This window comes from Gordonia sp. YC-XJ4, assembly GCF_059511865.1.
Genome location: NZ_CM183447.1, coordinates 109,100 through 125,124, shown reverse-complemented (window position 1 = coordinate 125,124; position 16,025 = coordinate 109,100). Strand labels below are relative to the sequence as shown.

Sequence of the window (16,025 nt, the reverse complement as noted above, 5' to 3'; positions counted from 1 at the left end):
GCGACACATCTTCAACTCTTTGAGAGTACGAAAGAATATAAGGATGTTGTTGTAAGTCCTCGGCCGATTAGTACCAGTCACCTACACCCATTACTGGGCTTCCAGTTCTGGCCTATCAACCCCATGGTCTGTGGGGGGCCTTAACCACTCAATGGTGGTGAGAAACCTCATCTTGGAACAGGCTTCCCGCTTAGATGCTTTCAGCGGTTATCCCTTCCGAACGTAGCCAACCAGCAATGCTCCTGGCGGAACAACTGGCACACCAGAGGTTCGTCCGTCCCGGTCCTCTCGTACTAGGGACAGGTTTCCTCAAGTTTCTAACGCGCGCGGCGGATAGAGACCGAACTGTCTCACGACGTTCTAAACCCAGCTCGCGTGCCGCTTTAATGGGCGAACAGCCCAACCCTTGGGACCTACTCCAGCCCCAGGATGCGACGAGCCGACATCGAGGTGCCAAACCATCCCGTCGATATGGACTCTTGGGGAAGATCAGCCTGTTATCCCCGGGGTACCTTTTATCCGTTGAGCGACACCACTTCCACACGTTGGTGCCGGATCACTAGTCCCGACTTTCGTCCCTGCTCGACATGTACGTCTCACAGTCAAGCTCCCTTGTGCACTTACACTCACCACCTGATTGCCAACCAGGCTGAGGGAACCTTTGGGCGCCTCCGTTACCTTTTAGGAGGCAACCGCCCCAGTTAAACTACCCACCAGGCACTGTCCCTGAACCCGATCAGGGTCCGAGGTTAGAAGTCCAATACGATCAGAGTGGTATTTCAACAACGACTCCACAACCACTGGCGTGGCCACTTCACAGTCTCCCACCTATCCTACACAAACCGAACCGAACACCAATACCAAGCTATAGTGAAGGTCCCGGGGTCTTTTCGTCCTGCCGCGCGTAACGAGCATCTTTACTCGTACTGCAATTTCGCCGAGTCTGTGGTTGAGACAGCAGAGAAGTCGTTACGCCATTCGTGCAGGTCGGAACTTACCCGACAAGGAATTTCGCTACCTTAGGATGGTTATAGTTACCACCGCCGTTTACTGGGGCTTAAATTCTCAGCTTCACACCCCGAAGGGCATTAACCGGTCCTCTTAACCTTCCAGCACCGGGCAGGCGTCAGTCCGTATACATCGTCTTACGACTTCGCACGGACCTGTGTTTTTAGTAAACAGTCGCTTCTCTCTGGTCTCTGCGACCCACACCAGCTCAAACAGTCAATGTCGTCACCAGAATGGGTCCCCCTTCTCCCGAAGTTACGGGGGCATTTTGCCGAGTTCCTTAACCACAGTTCTCTCGATCGCCTTAGTATTCTCTACCTGACCACCTGTGTTGGTTTGGGGTACGGGCCGTGTACCAACTCACTAGAGGCTTTTCTCGGCAGCATAGGATCATGGAATTCACCACAACGGTTACGCATCACCTCTCAGACACCTGAAGCACGGATTTACCAATGCCTCGTCCTACAGGCTTACACCAGGACAACCATCGCCTGGCCCCACTACCTTCCTGCGTCACCCCATCGCTTGCCTACTACCACCCGAGGTCCCATGCAGCCCCCGCCGGCTACCCGAAGGCAGTCCATTGGGATTTGGATGGTTAGTACAGATGATTCAGCATGGGCGCGGATACACGGGTACGGGAATATCAACCCGTTGTCCATCGACTACGCCTGTCGGCCTCGCCTTAGGTCCCGACTCACCCTGGGCGGATTAGCCTGGCCCAGGAACCCTTGGTCATCCGGCGGCAGAGTTTCTCACTCTGCTTTCGCTACTCATGCCTGCATTCTCACTCCCACACCCTCCACACCTAGATCACTCCGGCGCTTCCACGGATGCAGGACGCTCCCCTACCCACCCACACACCTAGACCACCCTCCGCAGAAGGAAGCCAGATCATTGTGTGAGTGCCGCGGCTTCGGCGGTGTACTTGAGCCCCGCTACATTGTCGGCGCAGGATCACTTGACCAGTGAGCTATTACGCACTCTTTCAAGGGTGGCTGCTTCTAAGCCAACCTCCTGGTTGTCTTCGCGACCCCACATCCTTTTCCACTTAGTACACGCTTAGGGGCCTTAGCCGGCGATCTGGGCTGTTTCCCTCTCGACTACGAACCTTATCGCCCGCAGTCTCACTGCAGTGCTCTCACTTACCGGCATTCGGAGTTTGGCTGACGTCAGTAACCTAGTAGGGCCCATCGGCCATCCAGTAGCTCTACCTCCGGCAAGAAACACACCACGCTGCACCTAAATGCATTTCGGGGAGAACCAGCTATCACGGAGTTTGATTGGCCTTTCACCCCTACCCACAACTCATCCCCTCCATTTTCAACTGAAGTGGGTTCGGGCCTCCACGCGGTCTTACCCGCGCTTCACCCTGGCCATGGGTAGATCACTCCGCTTCGGGTCTAGACCCGGCGACTATCAACGCCCTATTCAGACTCGCTTTCGCTACGGCTACCCCACACGGGTTAACCTCGCCACCGAGCACTAACTCGCAGGCTCATTCTTCAAAAGGCACGCCATCACCCCCAGCCGACCAAACGACTCAAAGGCTTTGACGGATTGTAAGCGTCCGGTTTCAGGTACTCTTTCACTCCCCTCCCGGGGTACTTTTCACCTTTCCCTCACGGTACTAGTCCGCTATCGGTCACCAGGAAGTATTCAGGCTTACCGGGTGGTCCCGGCAGATTCACAGCAGATTCCACGAGCCCGCTGCTACTTGGGGACACCATCACGCAAGACCACACGCTTTCAGCTACCGGACTCTCACCGCCTACGGCAGACCATTCCAGGCCACTTCACCTAGCATGCAGCTTTCTCACTCACGCCCCGACAGGTAGATCGAGGAAGACAGACCCCACAACACCACACACACAACCCCTACCCGGTATCACATGCGCATGGTTTAGCCATCCTCCGCTTTCGCTCGCCACTACTCACGGAATCACAATTGTTTTCTCTTCCTATGGGTACTGAGATGTTTCACTTCCCCACGTTCCCCCCACACAGCCTATACATTCAGCTGGTGGTAACACGACATCACTCGTGCTGGGTTTCCCCATTCGGACACCCTCGGATCACAGCTCGTTTGACAACTCCCCGAGGACTATCGCGGCCTACCACGTCCTTCATCGGCCCCTGGTGCCAAGGCATCCACCGAACGCCCTCAAACACTTACAACAACACCTAACACCACGGGGGCTCCGCCCCCGCGCACCCCCACAAAGGAAGCACACCAGAAACAGTCACCCGCGACATTAGCCATTCGCCTACAACATTTATTCAACTCGAACAAAACACACAAACCAAAAACATTGATTCGATATGCATTGCAAAAATAAAGATGCTCGCATCCACTATGCACTTCTCAAACAACACACACCCACAACATCACCGCATCTCCGCGCCCCACCACAGGACACCTCACCAACACGACAACCATTGCAAGCACCAAGACAACACACACGAGTGTGTTCCCTCAGAACCCCGACAGTGTATTAGCAGCATCCAACCAGTCACCCGGAAGAATCACCCAGCCACCACCAGCATCAGGCCAGCGACAGCACAACGGCGTGTTTGATGTTTCACCCTCGAAAACACAACATGCGGTCACCACACTCGGATGACACGAACACGATCGTTTTGCGTTCTCCTTAGAAAGGAGGTGATCCAGCCGCACCTTCCGGTACGGCTACCTTGTTACGACTTCGTCCCAATCGCCGATCCCACCTTCGACAGCTCCCTCCCACAAGGGGTTAGGCCACCGGCTTCGGGTGTTACCGACTTTCATGACGTGACGGGCGGTGTGTACAAGGCCCGGGAACGTATTCACCGCAGCGTTGCTGATCTGCGATTACTAGCGACTCCGACTTCACGGGGTCGAGTTGCAGACCCCGATCCGAACTGAGACCGGCTTTAAGGGATTCGCTCCACCTCACGGTATCGCAGCCCTCTGTACCGGCCATTGTAGCATGTGTGAAGCCCTGGACATAAGGGGCATGATGACTTGACGTCATCCCCACCTTCCTCCGAGTTGACCCCGGCAGTCTCCTGCAAGTCCCCGGCATAACCCGCTGGCAATACAGGACAAGGGTTGCGCTCGTTGCGGGACTTAACCCAACATCTCACGACACGAGCTGACGACAGCCATGCACCACCTGTACACCAACCACAAGGGAACCAACATCTCTGCTGGCGTCTGGTGTATGTCAAACCCAGGTAAGGTTCTTCGCGTTGCATCGAATTAATCCACATGCTCCGCCGCTTGTGCGGGCCCCCGTCAATTCCTTTGAGTTTTAGCCTTGCGGCCGTACTCCCCAGGCGGGGTACTTAATGCGTTAGCTACGGCACGGATCCCGTGAAATGGAACCCACACCTAGTACCCACCGTTTACGGCGTGGACTACCAGGGTATCTAATCCTGTTCGCTACCCACGCTTTCGCTCCTCAGCGTCAGTTACTACCCAGAGACCCGCCTTCGCCACCGGTGTTCCTCCTGATATCTGCGCATTTCACCGCTACACCAGGAATTCCAGTCTCCCCTGTAGTACTCAAGTCTGCCCGTATCGCCTGCACGCCTGCAGTTAAGCTGCAGAATTTCACAGACGACGCGACAAACCGCCTACGAGCTCTTTACGCCCAGTAATTCCGGACAACGCTCGCACCCTACGTATTACCGCGGCTGCTGGCACGTAGTTGGCCGGTGCTTCTTCTGCAGGTACCGTCACTCGCGCTTCGTCCCTGCTGAAAGAGGTTTACAACCCGAAGGCCGTCATCCCTCACGCGGCGTCGCTGCATCAGGCTTGCGCCCATTGTGCAATATTCCCCACTGCTGCCTCCCGTAGGAGTCTGGGCCGTGTCTCAGTCCCAGTGTGGCCGATCACCCTCTCAGGTCGGCTACCCGTCGTCGCCTTGGTAGGCCATTACCCCACCAACAAGCTGATAGGCCGCGGGCCCATCCCCAACCGCAAAAGCTTTCCACCAAGAACCATGCAATCCTTGGTCATATCCGGTATTAGACCCAGTTTCCCAGGCTTATCCCAAAGTCAGGGGCAGATCACCCACGTGTTACTCACCCGTTCGCCACTCGAGCACCCTGCAAGCAGGGCCTTTCCGTTCGACTTGCATGTGTTAAGCACGCCGCCAGCGTTCGTCCTGAGCCAGGATCAAACTCTCCATGAAAAAACATCGAAACCAAACAGTTTCAACACAAACCAGGAAAGCAAAACCTGACAAAAACAATCCAAAAAACTGGCAAAAAAATCCACACCACACCCCACAACAAGGGCGCGATGCACAAAACTCTAATGCCACAAAACAAATGGCATCAAACAATCCACCAATACACTATCGAGTTCTCAAAGAACACACACCCACCAACACCACCCCACAGGGCGAACATCAATGAGCTGTCGTTCAGGATTCGCCACCCAATCGCGGGCAACTCGTCCAGTGTGCCAGATCCTCGCGGTGTTCGCAACTCGCTGGTCGCGGCCGTTCGGTTCTGGCGACCCCGGGGTCCTCGTCCTGGCACATGACTGTGCCCGGAACGATTTCTCAGGGGCGGTCAACGTCTACCCGGTTTCCTCTCCCCTACCGAACTCCTCTCGGAGCCCTCCGGGGCGGCGCCGCGGCGCGCTGACTTCGAATAAGTTACGCATCACGCTGCGAAGTTCCAAATCGGCTGGTCAACGGCCTGGCGGCTCGGTGTTCACGACTCTGCTGCGGTCGGATTGGTTGTTGATCACGGGCGGTTCGGGCGCGGAGCGATTCGGTACGGACGTACCCGTCGTCGAGCGACGAGTACATCCGCACGGAACAGTTCAGTCCGAACCGGCCGGAGCGGGCGGCGTGTGCCCGACCGGCGGCGGTGTGGTCGCACTGCCACTTGGATACCCGGGCGTCGGCGGCGATTGCGGTCCTCCCAAGCCGATGGCGTCGGGATATCCGGTAGCAGGGCCGGTGGCCGGCATCGGCACGTTCTCGAAGTCGGTGTGTTCCCACTTCCATCGAGCGATGCGGGGTCCCACCCAGAACGAGTAGATGCCCAGGGTGACCATGCACAGAAGGAGCCACTTGACCCAGTTACCGAACAGACCCCATGCCGATCCGGTGAAGACGAGTCGGCGGCCGTCGATGTACGAGTGCTTGGCGCGCCAGCGTTCTCGGAGTACCAGCGCAAACGGGTAGCCGAAGCCGAGCGTGCAGACCGTGATCAGAAACGCCAGGACTCCGGTACCGACGTACGTGGCGGCACCGCCGTCGAATGTGAATCGCCCGTTGTTGCTCTGCATGACCCGATGTCCTCCGTGTCCCGCTGTCCGCGTACGGAGCGAGGTCCGAACACCTCGCTGAGTACGTGAGAGCGGTTGCCGGTAGCCGTCGGAGGAATTCGCTCGATGTCCCTCCGAGCGGACGACACGCAGAGCGGACAAGGAATCCCGTTGCGATTGGGTCGCAGTGGAGCTCGGCCGGCGTCCCACGCGATAGCGTATGAAGGACCAGCGTCCGGTTCGCCCGGATGCACTGGTCAACCGGGAGCACAGTCGCCTCGAGACCGCGGGCCGCTCTTGGTCGTCATCCCGGTCGTGCGTACGCGCGACCGGACATCCACAGAGAGGTGGACACCATGCTCTGGACAATCATCAGCGCAATCGTCGTCGGTCTGATCGTCGGCGCACTCGCGCGACTGCTGATGCCGGGCAAGCAGGACATCGGCGTGATCATGACCATCGTGCTCGGCATCGTCGGGTCACTGGTCGGATCGTGGCTGACCTACCAGCTTGGCTACAACAACAGCAACGGGGGCTGGGAGGTCATCCCATTCATCGTCGGCATCGTCGTGGCGATCGTGTTGATCGCCGGCTATCTGGCGATCCGCGGACGTGCCGTGCGGCAGTAGCTCCCACACATCAGTAGGCGTCCACAGCGCTGGACGTCCGACAACGCAGATGACCGCGTCCGGCCGAAGAGGCCGACGCGGTCATCTGTCCGTCACGGGCTTGGTGTCGCAGAACTGCTATTTGAAGACGTCGAGCTTGCCGAACTTGTCGGCGAGCAGGTAGTACACCGCCAGGCGCGGATTAGCTTTGCCGTCCTTCATGCCGGCCAGGACGTCGGCGATGGCCTTGTCCAACTCGGCGTCACTCTGGGTGAGTCCGAGCTTCTTCTTCAGGAAGTTCTCGCGGACCGTCTTGAGTTCCGCAGGGTCACTGGCCGAAACCAGCGCGGCGTCGCGATTGCGCAGCGCGAGGGCGTAGGTCGACGCCATCTTGTCGATCACCGCGGTGTCGGCGTCGGGTGCGTAAGCGAGAACGGTGTCACGTGCATCGGACATCGGGAGCCTCCATTGGTTGATGTCGGATTTCTTCACGGCCGTGGGTCACGTTACGCGCGTGAGCCTCCCCGGGAGGCCGACTCGAAATGAATTCTCACCTGCGTGCGTAGCATCGACGGTGATGCTGTACATCGGTACCTCCGGCTGGCAATACCGGGATTGGCGCGGACATTTCTATCCGCGTCGAATCCCGCAGCGAGAGTGGTTGGCATACTTCGCTTCCCAGTTCTGCACCGTCGAGGTCAACAACACCTTCTATCGACTGCCCGACAGGGCGACTTTCGAGTCGTGGCGCGGCCAGCTACCGACAGACTTCCGCATGGCGGTCAAGATGAGTCGCTATCTGACCCATGTCAAGCGACTCAAGGAGCCCAATGAACCGGTCGAGCGTTTTCTCGATCGCGCAGCGGGTCTGGGCTCTCGGCTCGGACCGGTGCTGTTGCAGCTGCCGCCGAACCTGCACGCCGAGCCGACGCAACTCGACGAGGTCCTGGGCCTGATCGGGAACAGAGCGCGCGTCGTTGTCGAACCTCGCCACAACTCATGGTGGTGCGACGAGGTTCGTGACGTGCTGGGCAAACACGACGCCGCGCTGTGCTGGGCGGATCGGCGCAGTCGCACTCTCACACCGCTCTGGGCGACAACCGATTTCGGGTATCTACGCCTGCACGAAGGTCGGTCGTCGCGGTCCGTCGCCTACGGGCAGGGTGCCATCGACTCCTGGCTGCGGCGAATCGCGGAGCACTTCGACGACTCACACGACGTGTACGTGTACTTCAACAACGACACCGGCGGCGCGGCCGTCGACAACGCGCTGACCATGATCCGCCGCGCCCGGGCCGCCGGGATGTCGGTGGCGGGCCCGGCGCGGCGGTGAGTCCCTCGCTACTCCCTCAACTGTGCGCGTGGCTCACTTCGAGGAGGTGCGGCGCAAACGGGTGTTGACGAATTCGCCCATCCCCCACCGGCCGAGTTCACGACCGAAGCCGGAGCGCTTGACCCCACCGAAGGGCAGGCCCGGCAGCGTGGTGCCGTGCTCGTTGACATAGGCCATGCCGACGTCGAGCCGGTCGGCGACCTGCGCGGCCTTCTCGAGGTCGGTGCCCCAGACCGAACCGCTGAGCCCGAACTGCACGTCGTTGGCCAATGTCACCGCCTCGTCCACCGACCGGTAGCGATAAACCATCGCCACCGGGCCGAAGATCTCCTCGGAGTAGGCGTCCATCTCCGGGGTGATGTCGGTGAGCACGGCGGGCTGCAGGAATGCACCGTCCCGATCGAGCGGAGTGCCGCCGGTGCGAAGCGTCGCGCCCTGGCTGACCGCGGTCTGTACTTGTTCGGCGACGGTGTCGCGAGCCTCGACCGACGACAGCGGCCCGACGCGGGTGTCGGTTTCGGTCGGATCACCGACCACCGCGTCGTCGAACGCCGTGACCAGCCCGGCGACGAAGTCGTCGTAGAGGGCCTCGGGCACGATGAATCGCTTGGGCGAGTTGCAGGCCTGCCCGGTATTCGACAGGCGCGCGCGGGAGGCGACCTTGATGGTGCGATCCAGATCAGTGGTGTCGAGGAGGATGAACGGGTCTGATCCGCCGAGTTCGAGTACCGACTTCTTCAGGTTCTTCGCAGCGACCTCGGCCACGGCTGCGCCCGCCTTCTCGCTCCCGGTCAGCGACACGCCGCGAACCGCGTCGTGCTCCAAGAGCTTTGCCACCTGCTCGCTGTTGGCGTAGGCGTTGATGTAGGAATCCTCAAGAACCCCCGCCTCATGCAGGATCTCGGCCATGAGTGCCGAGGAGGCCGCGCAGATCGAGGCGTGCTTGAGGATGATGCTGTTGCCCAGCATCAGGTTCGGCGCGACGAAACGCGCCACCTGGTAGTAGGGATAGTTCCAGGGCATCACACCCACGAGCGGGCCGATCGGCTTGTGCTGCACCAGGGATTCGGCGGCACCCTGCGGATCCAGTGGTTCGTCGACGAGCAAGTCGGGGCCGTGCTCGGCGTACCAGCGGTAGATGTCGGCGGCGAGCTGCACCTCCCCGGCGGCTTCCTTGGTGACCTTGCCCATCTCGGTCGTGATGGCAGCGGCGAGCTCGTCGGACCGCTTCTCGTACAGATCCGCGGTGCGGGCCAACGCTTCTGCGCGTTCGGTGACGGGCACGTCGCGCCAGCGTTCGTATCCGCCGAGGCTGCGTCGGGCGAGTTCGTCGATCTGATCATCGGAGAGCATGGCGAACTCGCGTTCGGTGATTCCCGTGGTCGGGTTGGTCGTCACATATGCACTCATGACCCGACGCTACGCGCGCCGACCGCGACCCTGTGGGCGATATGTCCGCTTTGTGGTTGCCGTGGCCCGCAGAGACGGACGGGGCGCACGTCGACGATGCACAGATTTCTCCGTGTCCACAGGTCGGGTGTCTCATCGGCTGCCGGGGCGCGTAGCGGTCGGCGCTTTGCCTACCGTGCGAAGCGAGCCGGCCGGAGTCGGCGCCGCCACCGATGAAGGGAAACCGCATGTACGACAGCATCTTCGGAGAGTTCGACCGGCAGGGCCACGTCGACATCCCTTCACCGCCGCCACCCGAGGCGGTCATCGACGGGGCGGAGCGAACAAGGAGCGCAGCGCACCTACGGGCGCTGGTGATCGGGTCGCTCGAGGTCCTCGGGTCGCTCGACGAGGAGACCGGCCCGACATTCGAATTCGATCCCGAGGGCGTGCTGACCATCCCCACCGAACCCTTGTCCCTCCGACTCGTGGTCAATCCGTCCGTGCCGGTGATCGAACTGTCAACGACGCTCGCCGACGGTATCCGCCTCTCGAGCGCCGTAGCCGAACTGATCTGCCGCCCGCTGTCGAATCCGTTCGTGAGCCTGACGCTGCACGAACAGACCGTCCGGGCGCGATTGTCGCTGGAGTCCACGGTATTCCACATCGAGAACTTCGAGTCTGCGCTGGGCAATTGGGCGGTATTCCTGCGAGACGAGGCACCCGCGTTGGCAGAGGCACTCGCGGCGTGCTCGACCCCGCACTCCGATCGGGTCGCGTCGGCCCCACCCATGCCCCGGGCCTCGTGACAAAATGGTCGGTCATGGACCACCGGGCGTTGACGGCCTTGCCGAAGGCCGAGTTGCACGTGCACATCGAGGGCACGCTCGAACCCGAGATGGTGTTCGTGCTCGCCCAACGTAACTCGGTGTCGCTGCCGTACGCCGACGTCGCCGCACTGCGGGCGGCACACGCGTTCACCGATCTGCCGCATTTTCTCGATCTGTACTACGCGTGCATGGCCGTGTTGCGGACCGAGCAGGACTTCGCCGACCTCGCTCAGGCCTACATACGCACAGCGGCGTCGCAGGGTGTGCGCCACGCCGAGGTCTTCTTCGATCCGCAGGCGCACATCGTGCGCGGGGTGCCGGTGGACGTCGTGGTCACCGGGTTGCGACGCGGCCTGGACGCCGGGGAGGCCGAGACCGGCCTGCACGCGGACCTCATCGCATGCTTCCTGCGTGACCGCCCGGTCCGGGAGGCGCACGAGACGCTCGACGCGCTCACCCCTCATCTCGGCTCGATCATCGGGGTGGGCCTCGACTCGGCCGAAGTGGGGTTCCCGCCCGGCCAGTTCGCTCCGGTCTTCGACCGCGCCCGTGAGGCTGGACTGCATGTGGTCGCGCACGCCGGGGAGGAAGGACCTCCGGACTACATCTGGGAGGCTCTGGACACGCTCGGCATCGAACGGGTCGATCACGGCATCCGCGCCCTGGAGAGTCCCGAACTCGTTCGGCGCCTGTGCGCCGATCGCATGCCGTTGACCGCCTGTCCGCTGTCGAACGTGCGCTTGCGGTGCGTGCCGACACTTGCCGAGCATCCGCTGCCGCGAATGCTGGCCGAAGGTCTCACCGTCACGATCAATTCCGACGATCCGGCGTATTTCGGCGGGTATGCCGGAGATGCGTTCATCGCAATCGCCGATGCATTGGATCTCTCGGACGCCGATCTGATCACCCTGGCTCGCAACTCTTTTGCCGCCTCGTTCATCAGCGAGGAGGACCGGAATCGCTGGTCGGAGGAGCTGGCAAACCCGCCGGCCTGACGCGTCCTACCCTGGAGATCATGCATGTGGTGATCTATGGCGCGGGCGCGATCGGTGGGGTCATCGGCGCCCACCTGCATGCGAGCCGAACCCCGACGACGTTGGTCGCACGGGGTGCGCATCTGGCGGCGATGCGCGAGCACGGACTCGTCCTCGACACCGCCGACGGACGTCAGGTACATCGGATTCCGGTGGCCGCCAACGCCAGTGAGATCGAATGGACCGACGACACGGTGGTGTTGCTGTGTGTCAAGAGCCAGCAGACCGCCGACGCCCTCGACGACCTTCGGGCGCATGCGCCTGCGGACACACCGATCGCGTCGGCGCAGAACGGGGTCGCCAACGAGCCGGCGATTCTGCGTCGGTTCGCCCGGACGTACTCGGTGTGCGTGATGCTGCCGGCGTTGCACCTCGAACCGGGCGTGGTGGTGCAGGGGTCTGCGGCGCGTCCCGGCATCCTCGATGTGGGCCGCTTTCCGGCCGGCACCGATGAGGTGACCGAGCAGATGACGGAGCGTTTTCGTGCGGCCGGATTCCCCTCCGAACCCCGCGCGCAGATCATGGCGTGGAAATACCGCAAGCTGATCATGAACCTCGTGAACGGGATCGACGCCTGCTACCGCAATGACGGTGCAGCACATCGGGAACTGGTGACACGCGCACGCGCCGAGGGCGAGGCGGCACTCACTGCGGCCGGGATCGAAACGGTAAGCGTCGAGACCGATCGCGAGCGCCGCGCCGACCACATCGTGCGCCGCGACACCGGGGAGGACAGCTACGGAAGCTCGACCTGGCAGAGCATCGCGCGTGGTGCCGGCAACGTCGAAATCGATTACCTGGCAGGAGAAATCGTCCTATTGGGACGTCTGCACGGTGTGGCAACCCCGGTCAACGAACTCGTACAGGCGGCCACGACGCGCCTGGCTCGTGAACGCCTTCCGGCCGGGAGCCTGGATCCGGTGGAGGCGTTGACGGGGCTACCGTGGGGCCAAGCCCCGGACTAAGCCCAATACCGTTCAGTTAAGCGGGTCGGTTGTGTAGATCGGTGACTGTGTCGGTTGCGGCCAGGAGGCGTGGTGAGCGCGTTTGACGTGCCATTTCACGTATTTGCGTTTGACGACGCGTGGGTTGGCTCGTCGTCGACGTGCGGGGTTGAGTCTGCGTGTGAGGCGAGTGAGGAAGGTGAGCCAGCTGCGGCTGGTGGTGTCAGGGTCGTGAGGGGGGAAAGTCGCCCTGGTGGGCGACCGATTGGCGGGTAATCCTCAGTGCGGCAACGAAACTGACCCTGTCGGGGTCGTGGCCGGCGTGACCGGCGGCCTCGACCATCAACGACCGGATCGCATAGTGACAACACAGATGCCCCCAAATCTCCTGCAGCACAAGATCAGGAGACTTCGAACGCAGCACGGTACGGGGCCCGCGCTGGTGGGTTTTCAGCTCATCGAAGGCAATCTCGATCTCCCACCGCTCGGTATAGGCCGCAGCCAACTCGACCGCACCGACTTCGTCAGGGTCCAGGATCGTGGTCAGCAACCGATAGTGGTCGGCGTTCTCCCGGCCGTCATCGATGGTGTAGTCGATCACCCGCACCAGCATCGGCTCAGCGCGCCGCGCCGCGGCCGAATGTGTCTGGTGCAATTCGGCCAGCCACGAGCCATCCGGAAAGTCCTTCACATGTCGTGGTAACGGCCCTGTACCTGAGGTCTTCACCCGCCACAACAGATCCGCGTTGGTCGCTATAGCTTTGCGCCACAACGCATACGAGAACACTCCACGATCAGCCGTGACCAGCATCCCCGGTGTCAGATGCGGTAGCAACGACTCGATCAGCACCGCCTCGGACTGGGCGTAGGTGCCCACCGCGGCGGCGAAAATGGCGTGCGTGCCGCACTCGGCGAGCGCCACCACCCGCGCCATCGGGAACGCCGCCCGCTCACCCTTGTTCACCCCGGGCCGCCCGAAATACTCATCGTTGACCGGCGTGTCGGCGACATCAAGACACGTCCCATCCACAGCAACCAGCCGCCGCCCCGCCAACCACACCCCAGGCGTCGATTCCCGCCCCAACGGCACTGCGACCCGCTCAAACAACGCCTTCATCGGCGCCGACCCCAGACGAGACCGCGCCTGAAAGATCGCCGACTTCCCCGGAACGCGATAGGACTCCTCCCACCCCGACGCCCACGACAAACCATCCGTGAGCTGGGATAACACATCCTCATACGAGCCCTCGGCATACAACGCCATCCCGATCGAGAAATACGCCATCACCCGCGCCGGCAACGCCCGATGACGCACCTCGGTCCGGCCCGCCGCTGCGATCACCTCGTCCACCACATCCGGCGGAAACGTCCGCGTCAACACGCCCACCGACACCACATCCGACAACCGACGATCCGACTCAGGCTTCACCCACCCAGCACGAAGCATACCCTACAAACTACACCCATGTAACCTTAACTGAACGGTATTGGGACTAAGCCGTGCCCGTCGACGCGTGCAGGTGATCGAACTCGTTGACCGACAGGATCTCCCGATATCCGTCGGGCTCGGCAAGCACCCGGGTGACCGAGGTGTAGTGCGGTTGGACGAACACCAGTCGCGCCAGTCCGAGCACATGGGTGAGGTAGGCGTTGATGACCCCGCCGTGGCACACGATGGCCACCCGGGATTCCTCTGCCGACCCAGCGATTGCCGACCCCGCGATCACGCCCTCGATACCGCCGACCACTCGTGCACGAAACTCCGCCGGATCGAAGGTGTTGGCGCCCATACGTCCGGCGTTCAGGTCGAGAACGAGATCACGCCGACGCGGATAGGCGTCGAGGGTGATGCCGTACTCCTTCCACCCGCGATCGAGTTCGGCGAGTCGGTCGTCGATGACGACGTCATGTCCGAGCACCTCGCGCAGGGGTTCGGCGGTTTGCCAGGCGCGCCGCATCGGGCTGCTGACGATCGAGTGGACCGGGCCGTAGCGTCCACCACCGACGGACTGAGCCAGACGTTTGGCCTGCACCCACCCCTCATCGGTGAGGTCCGGGTCGGCACCGGACTCGTCGACCAGATGAAACGGTCTCGCATGGCGAATCAGCAACAGCTCCACGCCAGGTCAGCTCACGCTCAGCACGGAGGTCACGTTGCGCAGCGCCGCAACCGAATGCCAGTCGATCGCCGCCGCGCAGTTACGACGCAGCAACGCCAGGATCAGGGTGTTGACGACCTCGTTGTCGGGGAGCACGTCGATGGCCGCCAACGTGATGTAGAGCCCGCTGAGCAACTGGATCTGGTAGTCGGCCACCGCGGTGGTCTCGTCGTATCCGTCGGACTTGCGCGCGAACTCCTCGACGTACCGACGGATCAACCGCACCTCGTGTGTTCGCCGGACCTCGGGTTCCACACTGCCGGAGAGGAAGTAGCCGACGTCATACATCGGATTGCGGAGGCCGGTGACCTGCCAGTCGATGATCACCGCGCCGACACCCTCGGCGAGGGGCTCGAACAGGATGTTGTCGACCCGGGGATCGCCGTGGGTGAACGTGAGCCGCCGGTGCGGGAGGAGGTGCCAGTCGCGCACCAGGTCGCCGGCTTCGCCGATCACGTCGAGGGACTCCTCCGACAGATCCCGCGAGAACCGTTCCAGTGCTGCTGTTGCCCCGCGCGTTGCCTTGGACGACCAGTATTCGCACACCTCGGGGAGGCGGATCATCCAGGCCGGCGCGGTGGCGTCGGTGAGGGGGAAGAACTCCGAATGCAGCCGCGCCAGTTCGACGACGACGGCCTCCGCCTCGGCGGGCCCGCACCCGGTGATCTGGTTGCCGGGAGTCGTCGTGCCGGTGAGATCCTCCATCACCAGATTGATGGTGGTCTCGTCACCGTTCACCCAGTACTTCAACGGAATTCGGCAGGCAAGTCGGTCACTGATGTCGCGATATCCGCCGATCTCGCGGTGATAGGCCCCGCTGTTGAGCCCGTGTTCGTGCACGGCCGGATCGCTCGGCTTGAGTTTGACCACCACCGATTCCGGCGCGTCACCGCGCTCACCGACGTAGTCGATCGTCACTCGCACGGTGTCGCTGACGTTGCCCGCCCCGATGGGCGTGCTCGTCACCGACCGTACGGTCGCGCCGGGGATTCCGGATGCTCGCAGGACGCTCTGTATCCACGCGGCGTCGATCTCGGCGACGGTGTCGATGAGTGCGGGTGCACCGGGGTTGTGGGGCTCGGTCTCGATCATGACCATTCTCCTTCGAAGTAGCCGGAATTCCAGACGTCGGTGATGATTCCGGCTTCTGTCTTGAAGATCTCGATGCCGCACAGCCGTTCGCCGGTGGTGATCCGGTGGGCGTTCCAGGTGAGCGAGGCGAAGGTGTCGTCGCCGATGAGGGTGACGACGGAGAACTTCGGTTGATGGGCGGCGAGGTCGGCGCGGATTCGTTCGGTCTGCTGGGCGCGGGTGAGCGTCACGACGGTGCCGGCCGCGTGGCGGGCCATCGGGTCTGCGCAGATCTCGTCGACGACGGCGAGGTCCTGATTGTTGTAGAGGTCGAACAGATACCGTTCGACCACCTCGACGGGTGTGGGATGCACCGGGGT

General features: G+C 61.9%; 13 protein-coding genes and 2 rRNA genes. 6 read left to right on the top strand and 9 right to left on the bottom strand.

The genetic code is table 11. The features are described 5' to 3' along the window. Nucleotides 1-47: 47 nt before the first annotated feature. Together AC5ZH6_RS00555 and AC5ZH6_RS00550 are read right to left on the bottom strand one after the other, a co-directional pair. Nucleotides 48-3,186, bottom strand: a 23S ribosomal RNA gene (locus AC5ZH6_RS00555). Between the two features lie 477 nt (nucleotides 3,187-3,663). Continuing rightward, nucleotides 3,664-5,186 (bottom strand): 16S ribosomal RNA (locus tag AC5ZH6_RS00550). The 16S and 23S rRNA genes sit together here, the layout of an rRNA operon. Between AC5ZH6_RS00550 and AC5ZH6_RS00545 the strand changes: the two genes are divergently transcribed. Then, complete coding sequence (locus tag AC5ZH6_RS00545; RefSeq protein WP_496168114.1) at nucleotides 5,182-5,412, top strand: hypothetical protein; 231 nt, start codon at nucleotides 5,182-5,184, stop codon at nucleotides 5,410-5,412. The two genes, AC5ZH6_RS00550 and AC5ZH6_RS00545, sit on opposite strands and share 5 nt — an antisense overlap. 415 nt (nucleotides 5,413-5,827) lie before the next feature. Here the strand turns inward: AC5ZH6_RS00545 and AC5ZH6_RS00540 are convergent, their stop codons facing one another. Then, on the bottom strand, nucleotides 5,828-6,298 hold the full coding sequence (locus tag AC5ZH6_RS00540) for a DUF898 family protein (protein ID WP_006368926.1): 471 nt from the start codon (nucleotides 6,296-6,298) through the stop codon (nucleotides 5,828-5,830). Between the two features lie 335 nt (nucleotides 6,299-6,633). Here AC5ZH6_RS00540 and AC5ZH6_RS00535 point away from each other — a divergent pair, with 335 nt between their 5' ends. Continuing rightward, complete coding sequence (locus AC5ZH6_RS00535; protein WP_006368925.1) at nucleotides 6,634-6,906, top strand: GlsB/YeaQ/YmgE family stress response membrane protein; 273 nt, start codon at nucleotides 6,634-6,636, stop codon at nucleotides 6,904-6,906. A gap of 117 nt (nucleotides 6,907-7,023) precedes the next feature. On the opposite strand, the gene AC5ZH6_RS00530 is transcribed toward AC5ZH6_RS00535, so the two are convergent. Continuing rightward, a complete protein-coding gene (locus AC5ZH6_RS00530) occupies nucleotides 7,024-7,341 on the bottom strand; it encodes a DUF2853 family protein (protein WP_006368924.1) in 318 nt (105 codons plus the stop codon). A 121-nt stretch (nucleotides 7,342-7,462) separates the two neighbouring features. Between AC5ZH6_RS00530 and AC5ZH6_RS00525 the strand changes: the two genes are divergently transcribed. Continuing rightward, a complete protein-coding gene (locus AC5ZH6_RS00525) occupies nucleotides 7,463-8,218 on the top strand; it encodes a DUF72 domain-containing protein (RefSeq protein WP_496168113.1) in 756 nt (251 codons plus the stop codon). A 33-nt stretch (nucleotides 8,219-8,251) separates the two neighbouring features. Here AC5ZH6_RS00525 and AC5ZH6_RS00520 read toward each other — a convergent pair whose 3' ends face one another. After that, a complete protein-coding gene (locus AC5ZH6_RS00520; protein ID WP_496168111.1) occupies nucleotides 8,252-9,628 on the bottom strand; it encodes an NAD-dependent succinate-semialdehyde dehydrogenase in 1,377 nt (458 codons plus the stop codon). A gap of 227 nt (nucleotides 9,629-9,855) precedes the next feature. Here AC5ZH6_RS00520 and AC5ZH6_RS00515 point away from each other — a divergent pair, with 227 nt between their 5' ends. From AC5ZH6_RS00515 to AC5ZH6_RS00505, 3 genes are read left to right on the top strand one after another with little or no spacing between them, the layout of a single operon-like run. After that, entirely contained in the window at nucleotides 9,856-10,416 is a 561-nt protein-coding gene (locus AC5ZH6_RS00515) for a hypothetical protein (protein WP_288336970.1), read from the top strand. 14 nt (nucleotides 10,417-10,430) lie between these two features. Further along, nucleotides 10,431-11,432 carry an adenosine deaminase gene (locus AC5ZH6_RS00510; protein WP_020172870.1) on the top strand — a complete coding sequence of 334 codons (1,002 nt, stop codon included), beginning with the start codon at nucleotides 10,431-10,433 and terminating at the stop codon, nucleotides 11,430-11,432. A 20-nt stretch (nucleotides 11,433-11,452) separates the two neighbouring features. Then, entirely contained in the window at nucleotides 11,453-12,436 is a 984-nt protein-coding gene (locus tag AC5ZH6_RS00505) for a ketopantoate reductase family protein (protein ID WP_496168109.1), read from the top strand. Nucleotides 12,437-12,638: 202 nt separating this feature from the next. On the opposite strand, the gene AC5ZH6_RS00500 is transcribed toward AC5ZH6_RS00505, so the two are convergent. Genes AC5ZH6_RS00500 through AC5ZH6_RS00485 form a run of 4 tightly spaced genes read right to left on the bottom strand, consistent with a single transcriptional unit; the run spans nucleotide 12,639 to nucleotide 16,019 of the window. Then, complete coding sequence (locus tag AC5ZH6_RS00500; RefSeq protein WP_496167491.1) at nucleotides 12,639-13,862, bottom strand: IS4 family transposase; 1,224 nt, start codon at nucleotides 13,860-13,862, stop codon at nucleotides 12,639-12,641. Nucleotides 13,863-13,908: 46 nt separating this feature from the next. Further along, nucleotides 13,909-14,535 (bottom strand): histidine phosphatase family protein, encoded by a 627-nt coding sequence (locus tag AC5ZH6_RS00495; RefSeq protein ID WP_496168107.1) that lies wholly within the window; start codon nucleotides 14,533-14,535, stop codon nucleotides 13,909-13,911. 6 nt (nucleotides 14,536-14,541) lie between these two features. Further along, entirely contained in the window at nucleotides 14,542-15,666 is a 1,125-nt protein-coding gene (locus tag AC5ZH6_RS00490; RefSeq protein WP_496168106.1) for a phosphotransferase family protein, read from the bottom strand. Next, nucleotides 15,663-16,019: a hypothetical protein gene (locus AC5ZH6_RS00485; RefSeq protein ID WP_006368912.1), complete on the bottom strand. Its 357-nt coding sequence runs from the start codon at nucleotides 16,017-16,019 to the stop codon at nucleotides 15,663-15,665. The genes AC5ZH6_RS00490 and AC5ZH6_RS00485 overlap by 4 nt, the downstream gene beginning before the upstream one ends. Nucleotides 16,020-16,025 lie beyond the last annotated feature (6 nt).